This window comes from Kitasatospora purpeofusca (assembly GCF_034043715.1).
In the GTDB taxonomy this organism is placed as follows: Bacteria; Actinomycetota; Actinomycetes; order Streptomycetales; family Streptomycetaceae; genus Kitasatospora; species Kitasatospora purpeofusca_A.
Genome location: NZ_JAXCLC010000124.1, coordinates 1 through 11578, shown reverse-complemented (window position 1 = coordinate 11578; position 11578 = coordinate 1). Strand labels below are relative to the sequence as shown.

General features: G+C 75.0%; 6 protein-coding genes and 2 tRNA genes. All 8 read right to left on the bottom strand.

The window, feature by feature from the left end; translation table 11 throughout:
* A partial coding sequence (locus tag SM793_RS35285) for a ComEC/Rec2 family competence protein (RefSeq protein ID WP_320442428.1) occupies positions 1-2612 on the bottom strand: 2612 nt, incomplete at its 3' end.
* Between the two features lie 303 nt (positions 2613-2915).
* Positions 2916-3908, bottom strand: coding sequence for a helix-hairpin-helix domain-containing protein (locus tag SM793_RS35280; RefSeq protein ID WP_320442427.1), 993 nt, complete (start codon positions 3906-3908; stop codon positions 2916-2918).
* A gap of 281 nt (positions 3909-4189) precedes the next feature.
* The gene (locus SM793_RS35275) at positions 4190-5035 is read right to left on the bottom strand and encodes a DegV family protein (RefSeq protein ID WP_320442426.1); all 846 of its coding nucleotides are present in this window, start codon (positions 5033-5035) and stop codon (positions 4190-4192) included.
* A 51-nt stretch (positions 5036-5086) separates the two neighbouring features.
* Positions 5087-5899 (bottom strand): hypothetical protein, encoded by an 813-nt coding sequence (locus tag SM793_RS35270; protein WP_320442425.1) that lies wholly within the window; start codon positions 5897-5899, stop codon positions 5087-5089.
* Positions 5900-6224: 325 nt separating this feature from the next.
* Entirely contained in the window at positions 6225-9119 is a 2895-nt protein-coding gene (gene leuS, locus SM793_RS35265; RefSeq protein WP_320442424.1) for a leucine--tRNA ligase, read from the bottom strand.
* 280 nt (positions 9120-9399) lie between these two features.
* Positions 9400-10917 (bottom strand): hypothetical protein, encoded by a 1518-nt coding sequence (locus SM793_RS35260; RefSeq protein WP_320442423.1) that lies wholly within the window; start codon positions 10915-10917, stop codon positions 9400-9402.
* Between the two features lie 158 nt (positions 10918-11075).
* Positions 11076-11148 (bottom strand) — tRNA-Ala (locus SM793_RS35255).
* A 330-nt stretch (positions 11149-11478) separates the two neighbouring features.
* A tRNA-Ala gene (locus tag SM793_RS35250) sits at positions 11479-11551 on the bottom strand.
* Positions 11552-11578 lie beyond the last annotated feature (27 nt).

The following is an 11578-nucleotide window of genomic DNA, read 5'->3' as shown; positions in this document are numbered from 1 at the left end:
GGGGGGGGGGGGGGGGGGGGGGGGGGGGGGGGGGGGCGGGGGCCCCCCCCCCCCCCCCCCCCCGCCAACGCGGTGCCGGGCCCTGCCGCCCGCGCGGACCGGGCCCCGGACCGGCCGTGGCCGGGGCGCTCCCCGTGCGGGTGGACGGCGGCACCGAGGTCTCCCGGCCCTTCACCGGTCACCGCGATGTCGCCCACCCGGTCGGTGCGCAGCACCGTGGCGCCCAGAGCCCTCAGCCGGTCCACCGTCCGCGGCGACGGGTGGCCGTACGGGTTGCCCTCCCCGCAGGAGATCAGAGCCAGCCGAGGACTCAACGCCGCGGTCAGCGCCCAGTCCTGATAGGCCGAGCCGTGATGCGCCACCTTCAGCACGTCCACCTCGTTCTCCTTCCCGGCCGCCCTCAGCCGGCTCAGCAACATCTCCTGGGCCGGTGGCTCCAGGTCGCCCAACAGGGCGAAACGCAGACCTCCCGCCACCGCCACCCGCAGCACGACACTCGCGTTGTTCGGACCCGACACCGCCGCGAACTCCTCTCCGTCCGGCCACAGCACCTCCCACGACACCCCCGGCCCCGCCGACCGCCGCTCACCGGGCGCGGCCCGCACCAACGGAACACCGGCCCGCGCCGCCCAGTCCGCCACCCGGGCGGCCTCGCCCGGCGGATCGTCCGCCACCGTGCCCTCCACCGCCCCGACCCTCCGGCCGCGCAGCACTCCCGGCAGCCCCTCGACGTGATCCGCGTGGAAGTGTGTCGCCAGGAAGAGCGGCACCCGGTCGATCCCGAGATCCCGCAGGCAGCGGTCGGCCTCCCCCGGATCCGGGCCGGCGTCCACCACCACCGCACTGTCCGGCGGCCCTCCGCCCTCGGGCGGCACCGACAGCACCACCATGTCGCCCTGTCCCACGTCGCACATGACCAGCCGCCAGTCGGGCGGCGGCCAGCCGGTCGCGATCCGGGCCAGCGGCGGCGGCCGCAACAGGACGGTCAGCAGGACCAGCAGCAGGGCTCCCGTCACCACCGGGCGGATCCATCCGCCCGGGGAGCGCCATCGGCGGGGCCCGGCGGAGCGCCCGGGCAGCAGCAACGGAACCGTCCAGCACAGTGCGGCCGTGCCGACGGCGAGGCTCACCGTGCCGAACCAGCCGCCCGGCCAGGACAGTCGGCCGCCCGGCAGTTCGGCACCGTGCCTGGCCACTGCGGCCAGCCAACCGGTCGGCACCGCGGCGGGCTCGGCGAGGAGCCGGGCCAGCGCCGGGCAGACCGGGTCGGCAACCAGGACCGCGAAGCCGAGCAGGGTCGCCGGGGCCACCGCCAGCTCGGCCAGCAGATTGCACGGGATCCCGACGAGGCTGACGTGTCCGGAGAGGAGCACCGTCACCGGCGCGCAGAGCGCCTGGGCCGCGGCCGTCGCACCGACCGCGCCCGCAAGGTGCCGCGGCCAGCCCCGTGCTCGGAGGGCGTCCGCCCAACGCGGGCCGAGCACCAGCAGTCCGGCCGTGGCGAGCACCGACAGCAGGAAGCCGAAGGAACGTGCCAAATACGGATCGAGGAGGATCAGCAGCAGGGCGGTGGCGGCCAGTGCCGGCACCGCCCGGCGCGGACGGCCGGTGGCCAGCGCCAGCAGCCCGATCAGCCCGGTGCCCGCCGCTCTGAGCACGCTGGGCTCGGGGCGGCAGATCGTGACGAAGGCCAGTGTCACGGCCGCCCCCACCAGCGCCGTGGCGCGCAGTGGGATTCCGAGCAGGGTGGCGAGTCCGCGTCGCTCGGCAGTCCCGGCACGCCCCGGGGCGCCGAGCAGCACCCCCAGCACGATCGCGAGGTTGGCCCCGCTGACCGCCACCAGGTGGGCCAGGTCGGTGTCCCGGAACGCCTCCCGGAGGTCGTCCGGCAGCCGGGAGGTGTCACCCACGACGAGGCCAGGGAGAAGTCCGCGCTCGTCCGGCGGCAGGCCGTCGGTGGCCGAACGCAACCCCTCACGGAGCCGTCCGGCGATCCGCTGCGGGAGGCTCGGCGGCGCCGACGCGCGGGGCCCGCCGTGCGCGATCAGCAGTGCCGCCGACTCGTGGTCACCCTCTCCCGGCGGCCGGACGGTCACCTCGGCCACCAGCCGGGCCGACGGCAGCAGCGGCTCCCAGGCGGCCACGTCCTCGCCGCGCACCAGGACGGTGACTGGTGTGCGGGTCCGGACGGTGTGCGGGCCCGGTCCGCCCCGCAGGAGGCCGTCCGGGACGGTGACGCGGTCCACGACCGCCTCCACGGTGAGCAGGCTCTGCCCGGCACCTGCCCCGCCGCCACGGGAGACCCGGACCCGCGGGTCCCCGGTGACGGTGAGGTCGACGCTTGCCTCCGGGGCCGGACCGCCGGTCCGGGCCAGTTCGGGCAGCGGTCCACGGTGCAGATCGGCGGTGTGCAGGAGGGTGGCGGCCGCCGCGGCGGCCGCGGTGAGCAGGACGACCGCCGCGGTCACGGCGGCGGGGCGCCCTCGGGTCGGACCGGTGAACGCCCGGGCCCCGAGGAGGAAGAGGAGCAGCCCGAGGAGTGCCGCGGCGCCCGCCGCTACCGCGAGGACCGCGCCGTGGCCGGCCCCCGGCCCGAGGACCCCGGCGGTCACCGCCCAGGCGGCCCCGGCGGGCAGCAGCAGTCGAAGGTCACCCGGCCGCGGTCCGGTGACGGGGCCGGTGCCCGGCTCCGTGCCGGGGGCGAGGGCGGGGGCGAGGGCGAGGAGGGTGGCGATGACGGTACCTCCTTTCGTCGGCGCGGAGGGGAGCGGAGCGGGAGGGGAGGAGATAGGAGCGGGAGGGGATAGGAGCGGGAGGGGATAGGAGCGGGAGAGGATAGGAGCGGGAGAGGACTGGCGCGGGAGGGCAGCGGAGAGGACGGACGGGGCCGCCGCACGAGGGCGGCGAACGGCCTGTCAGAGGGTGAGCAGCGGCCGGAGTTCCGCGTAGGTGTGCTCGCCCACACCGCTCACCTGGCGGAGTTGGTCGAGTGAGCGGAAGGCGCCGCCGTGAGAGGCGCGGAAGGCGATGATGCGCTGGGCGAGGGTCGGGCCGACGCCGGGGAGCGTGTCGAGTTGTTCGAGGGTCGCGCGATTCAGGCTGACCGGCTGCTTCGACGGCCCGGCCGGGGGCGGTCCCGGGCCCGCTCCTGCCGCCGGCTGGGGGTTCGGCTCGCCGACGAGGACCTGTTCGCCGTCCGCCAGGACGCGGGCCAGGTTGAGGTTCCTGGTGTCCGTCCCGGGCAGCGGCCCGCCCGCTACCCGCAGCGCGTCCGCCACCCTGGAGCCGTTCGGCAGGGTATGGACGCCCGGGGTGGCCACCTTGCCGCCGATGTCGACCACCACGACAGCGGGAGCCCCTCCGCCGGTGTCGCCTCCCGGGACCTCGGGCCCTTCGCCTGGCAGGCCCGCGCCCGAGGTCCCGGTCGGCGCCGGTGGGCCGACCGAGACCGCCGGCACCTCGACCGGTTGCGGCCGTGCGAGCCAGAAGTGCTGGACGCCGTAGCCGACGGCGAGAAGCAGGAGCACGAGCAGCCCGACCGCGGCCCGGCGTTCGAGCGTCAGCGGATGCCCCGGCAGCACCAGCGGCACCGCCGGACCCGGCGGACCCGCGCCCACCGCCGGTTCCGAGGATCCCGGCTCACCGGTCTCGGGCGCCGGCCCCGGCGGCACGCCCACGGCTACGCCACCGTCGGACGGCCTGCCCGACACACCCTCGGGCGGCCCCTCGAAGGGACCGCCGTGCGGGCCCTCGTCGTCCCGACCCGGCGGGGACGCCGTGTACACCGAGGGCTCGGTGTCCGGCAGGTCGGCCGCCGCCGGCAGCAGGGCCGTCATCCGTAGGCGGGCGGTCTCGTTGACGCGACGGATCTCGTGGCGCTTGCGTGCGCCGATGCGCGGGTTCGTCATGCGGAGCACGGTAGGAACCGGCCGAGAAGCACGCGGAATTTACGGAAATCCTGTGGAAAACCCCGGGGCTGTGGACAGCCGGGTACACCCCGACGAGTGAGGCACGCCGACCGACATTGACAATCGGGCCGCCGCAGCCGCCCTGGACCCGAAGCCCGGTCCACACCCGACGTCCGGTCTGCGCCCGAAGCCCGGTCCACGCCCGACGTCCGGTCCACGCCCGACGTCCGGTCCGCCGCTCCCGACCGGCAGCCGGACCCGACCGACGGCCGCGCGCGACCTCACCGGGGTGAGACCACCACCGCCAGCAGCCCCGGCCCGACATGCGCGCCGATCACGGCGCCCACCTCGGCCACGTACAGTTCACGCAGCCCCGGAATCCGCCCCCGCAGCCGCTCCGCCAGCGGCTCGGCCCGGTCCTCCGCCGCCAGGTGGTGGACGGCGACATCGACCTCCCGCTCCCCCGCCCGCTCGACCGCGATCTCCTCCAGCCGGGCGATCGCCCGGGACGCGGTGCGCACCTTCTCCAGCGGCTCGATCCGCCCCCCGGCCAGGTGCAGCAGCGGCTTCACCGCCAGCGCCGAGCCCAGCAGTGCCCGTGCGGCGCCGATCCGCCCGCCCCGGCGCAAGTACTCCAGGGTGTCGACGTAGAAGAAGCCGCTGGTCCCGGCAGTCCGGCGGACGACGGCCGCCGCCGCCTCGTCGAGCTCCTGCCCGGCCTCGATCGCCTCGGCCGCCGCCAGCACCCCGTACCCGAGCGCCATGCCGACCAGCCGGCTGTCCACCACCCGCACCGGGACGGGCGACTCGGCAGCCGCCAGCCGGGCGGCCGCCACCGTCCCGGACAGCTCGCCGGAGATATGGACCGAGACGATGCCGCGCGCGCCGCTCTCGGCCGCCGCCCGGTAGGCGGCGGCGAAGGCCTCCGGGTTGGGCCGCGAGGTGGTCACCCGGTGCTTGCCGCGCAGCGCCTCGGCCACGTCCTTCGGGGAGATCTCGACGCCCTCCGCGCGCACCTCGTCGCCGACCGCGACGCTCAGCGGGACGACGGTGATCCGGTGCCGGTCGACGGCCTGCTGGGGCAGGTAGGCGGTGGAGTCGGTGACAAGTGCGAGGTCGGCGGGCATGAGGCGGAGGTTACTCCCAGCCCGGGCCGGTCGGCAGCATCCGAAGGCCGCTCAGCCGGCCGTGGGGCCGGTGGTCGGCTTCCGCAGCCGCTGCGCCAGCTTGGCCACCGGGTCGGTGAGGCCGAGGAGCTCCTCGGCGCTGGGCCGACCGGCCCGTCCGTCCGTGAGCCCGCGCCGGGCGCCACCGGCTCCCCGCGCCGCACCGGCCGCCGCACCAGCACCCTCCGCGCCAGCGCCAGGGCCAGCGCCGGCACCAGCACCGGGCCCGCCCAAGTCAGCCGCATCCCCCGGAGCCCCTGGAGCCCCCGGCACGGCGTCCCAGTGCCGCAGCGCCCCCGCCTCGTCCTCGCACTCCCGGCTCAGCCGCCCCAGCTCGTCGGCCGCGAACCGGTGCATCCGGTCCTGCGCCGCCCACCGCATGGTCTCCGCCGAGTGCGTGATCCGCTCCGCCCGCTCCCGCAGCTCGGGCAGCTTCGCCGCGACCCTCCCGGCGTCCGGTTCGCGCTCCAGCATCCGCAGTTCGCCGTCCAGCTCCGCCGCGTGGGCGTCCAGCCGGTCCAGCAGCGCGAGCGCCTCGCCGAGCTGGCCGTCCTGGCCGACAGCGCCCTCTAGGACCCGCCGGGTGCCGTCCAGCGAGGTCCGCAGCCCCAGGCGGACGGCGGAGATCTGCCCCTGCGGACCGGTCTGGGTGTAGGACTTCGCCTTGAGCGTGACGTTCTCCACGGCCCGTCGGGCCTTGGCCTCCTGGCGTTCCACCTTCTCGCCGACCGCCCGGGCCGCCTTGACCAGGCCGATGACGACCAGCACCACCACCCCGAGCCCGAGCAGTAGGGCGACTCCGAGCAACACCCCGAGAATCTCCATCACACGCCGCCTTCCGCCAGCCGAACCGGCCCCCACCGGGCCCAACGCGGGCCGGCCCACCGAGGGTTCCACCGTAGCCCCGGGATCGACCGGGCGGGCCACCGTTCGGGGGTGCCGGGCCCGAGTTCAGGGAAAGGTTCAGGGACGCATCGGGGGGAACCCCGACTTCCGGCGGCACTCCTCTCGCCCCCGCCCAACCCCAAAGACCCCGCCCAACCCCGAAGCCCCCCGAAACGCCGCAGGGCGGGCGCCCAGAAGGAACGCCCGCCCCACCGGAGCAACCGGCAACCGGCACCCAGCCCCGCCCCCAGCCTCAGCCCCAGCCTCAGCCAGTGACGATGTTGACCAGCTTCGGCGCCCGCGCGATCACCTTGCGCACCTCGGCCCCGCCGAGCGCCGCGACGACCGCCGGGTCGGCCAGCGCCAGCGCCTCCAGCTCGGCGTCCGAGATCGACGGCGCGACCTCCAGCCGGGCCTTGACCTTGCCCTTGATCTGGACGACGCAGGTCACCGACTCGTCGACGACGTACGCCGGGTCGGCCACCGGGTAGTCGGTGTGCGCCAGCGAATCGCCGTGACCCAGCCGGCGCCACAGCTCCTCGGCGATGTGCGGGGCCAGCGGGGCGACCATCAGCACCACCTGCTCGGCCACCGAACGCGGCGTGGAGCCCCGCTTGACCAGGTAGTTGTTCAGCTCGATCGCCTTGGCCACCGCGGTGTTGAAGCGCAGCCCGGCCATGTCGGCGCGGACTCCGTCGACGGCCTTGTGCAGGGCGCGCAGCGTCGCCTCGTCCGGCTCCTCGTCCGTCACGACCAGTTCGCCGCTCGTCTCGGAGACGATGTTGCGCCACAGCCGCTGCAGGAAGCGGTAGGAGCCGACGACGGCGCGGGTGTCCCACGGGCGGGAGACGTCCAGCGGGCCCATCGACATCTCGTACAGGCGCAGCGTGTCGGCGCCGTACTCGTCGGCGATCTCGTCGGGGGCGACGGCGTTCTTCAGGGACTTGCCCATCTTGCCGGCCTCGCGCTTGACCGGCTCGCCCTGCCAGAAGTACTGGCCGTCGCGCTCCTCGATCTCGGCGGCGGGCACCGGGAAGCCGCGCTCGTCGCGGTAGACGTCGGCGGTGATCATGCCCTGGTTGAACAGCTTGTGGAACGGCTCGACGGAGGAGACGTGCCCCAGGTCGTGCAGCACCTTGTGCCAGAAGCGGGCGTACAGCAGGTGCAGGACGGCGTGCTCGGCGCCGCCGACGTACAGGTCGGCGCCGCCGCCGGGCTTCTGCTCGGTGGGGCCCAGCCAGTACTGCTCGTTCGCGGGGTCGACGACCCGCTCGCGGTTGGACGGGTCGATGTAGCGCAGCTCGTACCAGCAGGAGCCGGCCCAGTTGGGCATGGTGTTGGTCTCGCGGCGGTACGTCTTCACACCGTCGCCCAGGTCCAGTTCGACGTTGACCCAGTCCTCGTTGCGGGACAGCGGGGTCTTCGGCGTGGAGGTGGAGTCGAACGGGTCGTAGGTGTGCGGCGAGTAGTCGTCGACCTGCGGGACCTCGACGGGCAGCATCGACTCGGGCAGCGCGTGCATGACGCCGTCCTCGTCGTAGACGATCGGGAAGGGCTCGCCCCAGTACCGCTGGCGGCTGAACAGCCAGTCGCGCAGGCGGTAGTTGACGGTGCCCTCGCCGATGCCGCGGGCGGTCAGCCAGGCGGTGACGGTGGCCTTGGCCTCGACGACGCCCAGGCCGTTCAGCGAGATGCCGTCCTCGGTGCCCTCGGTGTGGGCCGAGTTGACGATGACGGAGTCGTAGGTGTCGAAGGCGTCGTCCCAGCCGGCCGGGTCCTCGTCGCGCCCGTCGGTGGGCTCGACGACGCAGCGCATCGGCAGTTCGAAGGCGCGCGCGAAGGCGAAGTCGCGGTGGTCGTGGGCGGGGACGGCCATGATGGCGCCGGTGCCGTAGCCCATCAGCACGTAGTCGGCGATGAAGACCGGGACGGGCTCGCCGCTGACGGGGTTGACGGCGTGGGCGCCGGTGAAGACACCGGTCTTGACCTTGGCCTCGACCTGGCGCTCGACGTCGGACTTGGCGGCCGCGGCGGCCCGGTAGGCGGTGACGGCCTCGGCGGGGGTGGCGGCGCCACCGGTCCAGGCCTCGGGGGTGCCCTCGGGCCAGGCGGCGGGCACGATCGTGTCGACCAGGTCGTGCTCGGGCGCCAGCACCATGTAGGTGGCGCCGAACAGGGTGTCGGGGCGGGTGGTGAAGACGGTGATCTTCCGCTCGCCGACGGCGAAGTCGACCCGGGCGCCTTCGGAGCGGCCGATCCAGTTGCGCTGCTGCAGCTTGATCGCCTCGGGCCAGTCCAGCAGGTCCAGATCGGAGATCAGCCGGTCCGAGTAGGCCGTGATCCGCATCATCCACTGGCGCAGGTTGGACTTGAATACGGGGAAGTTGCCGCGCTCGGAGCGACCGTCGGCGGTGACCTCCTCGTTGGACAGCACGGTGCCCAGGCCGGGGCACCAGTTGACCGGCACCTCCTTGGCGTAGGCCAGCCGGTACTCGCCCAGCACCTCCTCGCGCTCGGCGCCGCTCAGCGCGGCCCAGTCGCGGCCGCCGGGGACCTCACGGGTGCCGTCCGCGAACGCGGCGACCAGCTCAGCGATCGGGCGGGCCCGGTGGGCCTGCTCGTCGTACCAGGAGTTGAAGATCTGCAGGAAGATCCACTGCGTCCAGCGGTAGTACTCCGGGTCGATCGTGGCGATCGAACGGCGCGGGTCGTGGCCCAGGCCCAGCCGGCGCAGCTGGTGGCGCATGTTGGCGATGTTCGCCTCGGTGGACACCCGCGGGTGGGTGCCGGTCTGCACGGCGTACTGCTCGGCGGGCAGGCCGAACGAGTCGTAGCCCAGGGTGTGCAGCACGTTGAAGCCGTTCATCCGCTGGTAGCGGGCGAACACGTCGGTGGCGATGTAGCCCAGCGGGTGGCCGACGTGCAGGCCCGCACCCGACGGGTACGGGAACATGTCCATGATGAAGCTGTGCGGCTTCGCGGCGACGTCGGCGGCGGTGGGATCGGCCAGGTCGCCGGCCGGGTTGGGGGCGTGGAACGTGCCCTCCTTCTCCCAGATGTCCTGCCAGCGGGACTCGATCTCCGCCGCCAGGGCAGCGCTGTACCGGAACGGCGCGGTCGCGGTGTCGGCCGCGCCGGACGCAGGGGTCGTCTCGCTCATGGTCCTTAAAGCTCCATCGATGTCAGTTGGCGAACCGGCGTCCAGAGCCGGAGACGGGGCGGGGTGCCCGGACCGGGGCCAGGGCGGTGCCGGGCGGGAAGCCGGGCGGAAAACAAAAAAGCCCCTCGCAGGAGGGGGTGCCACGCCGACTCCGACTCCGCCCTGGGGCGCGGCCGGTCCTGGTCAGCGCGGCCGACTAAGGAGCAGGCGCGCGGTTCGCATGGGCTCAGGGTACCGCAAGGGGTCGGGCGGATCCGGGGGGAGACCACGGGCGCGTCCGTCAGGCGCCGGTCGCCGCCGACACCTCCACCGCGGTGGCGCCCGGCTCGGCGACCGCCCCCCTGACCACCGCCGACGCTGCCACCCCCGGTGCCGCCACGGCCGACGCCCCCAGCGACGCCCCCACCGCCGGGTCCGCCCCCGCCTCCGCCTCCGCCGAGCGGAACGCCGCGTCGATCCCGCGCAACGCCCGTGCCACCCGCTCCGACTGCATCCCGGCGGCGAGCGCCCGTGCCCGGTCCGCCGTCCGCACCGCCTCGGCGGCGGCGCCGGCCAGCCGCTGCGACTCGGCCAGCCGCACCATCAGCAGCGCCCGCGCCCTGGCCCGCCCCGGTCCGAGCGCCGCCACCGCCTCCGTCAGCAGTTCCTGGGCCCGCCGGTGCTCGCCGAGGAACAGGTGCCCCTCCCCCACCATCCCGGCGAGATCCGCCCGCGCCTCCCCGTCAGCACCCCCGTCATCACCCCTGTCATCACCCCTCTCAGCACCCCCGGCCGCATCCTCGTGCGCCTCCCCGCGAACCTCTCCGCCCATCGCCCCGCCCAGCTCCGCGAACGCCCGCTCCGCCGCCTCCGCCAACCCGGCGGCCTCCCCGCGCCGCCCGTGCGCGCGGGCGATCCGGCCGAGCTGCAGCGCGCGGTCCGCCGGGCCGAGCGCGTCGCCGGCCGCCGCCACCGCCTCGGCCAGCACCGTGACCGCGTCCAGCCCCCGCCCGCTCGCGCTCCCGGTGGCCAGGACCAGGAGGCCGCCGAGCACGGCCACCCCGGCCCGCCGCTCGCCGCTGAGGTGGGCGGCGCGCAGCGCCGCCGCGAACGCCCGCTGGGCGGTGGCGTCGTGGCCGAGGTCGTACGCGGCCCAGGCGGCGAGGCGGGCGAGGCGGCCGGCCGCGCCGTACAGCGCCCGGCCGAGCGGTTCGTCGTAGGCGCCGAGTTCCAACAGCTTGGTGACCATGGCCAGTTCGGCGCGGACGGGGCCGAGGACGAGTCCGCCGCCGCAGGACCGCTCCAGCCGCCGCTTGCTGCGGTGGGCGGCGGCGAACTCGCCGACCAGCGCGGGGTCGACGCGCAGCGCGCCGTCGCCGCCGAGCGGCGGGGGCGGGGTGGTGAGCCGCCGGGCGGCCTCGGCGAGGTCGGCGCCGCGGAAGAGGTCGGTGAGGCGGACGGGTCCGGCGTCGGCTGCGGTCTCGCGCAGCGCGGTCTGGGCGGTGTCGGCCGTCCACGGGTCGGTCAGCAGGCGCGGGGAGAGGATCTTGGCGCCGCGGTGGCCGCCCATCCGGCCCCAGAGCTGCTCGTAGGTGACGGCGATGCCGAGGGTGCGGCTGAACACCTCGCAGACGGCCTGGTCGTGCGGGCTGCGCGGGACCATGCCCCGGTCGCGCCACTTGTAGGGGGCGGTGGAGCTGATCGCGAGCCGGGACGGGAGGGTGAGGTTGACCTCGCGGGCGAGCCGCTCCGGGCTCCAGCCGAGCTGGTGGAGTATCCGGGCGAGTTCCTCGTTGCGTCTGCGCTCCAGATCGGCCATGGCTCCGACGGTAGCGGTCCGCCGAGGGCCGTCGTCGGAAGGTCGCCGAAACCGGTCGCCGCAGCGGCCGCGGGTGGTGAACGGGCGCAGGGGCCTCGCCGGTGCCCAGGAACGCCGAAGGCCGCCTCCCGTTTCCGGGAGACGGCCTTCGATTCCTGTGGAGCTACGGGGAATTGAACCCCGGACCTCTTGCATGCCATGCAAGCGCTCTACCAACTGAGCTACAGCCCCTTGACCTGCGATGTCACCGGGGGTTTCGTTCCGTTTCCCTCGGCGACATCGCCCACTTTACACGCTCCGGGGCGTGCTCCACGAATCCGTTCCCGCCGGCCCCGCGCGAGCACCCTCCAAAGCTCCCACGGACGCCCGCGCGAGCACCTCCAAGGGCCCGCCCCCGGGCGGCTGGACCAACCCCGCGCGGCCACCGGTCCACCGGCCCCGCGGGCTGAACCCGACCTGCCGGCCGAACCGTACCCGCCCACCGGCCAGCCGAACCGGCCCCGCCGACCCCGGGAACGACCGAAGGCCGCCACCCGAGGGTGACGGCCTTCCGTTCGTCTGTGGAGCTACGGGGAATTGAACCCCGGACCTCTTGCATGCCATGCAAGCGCTCTACCAACTGAGCTACAGCCCCGCGACACACACAGTCTCCCGAGAAGAA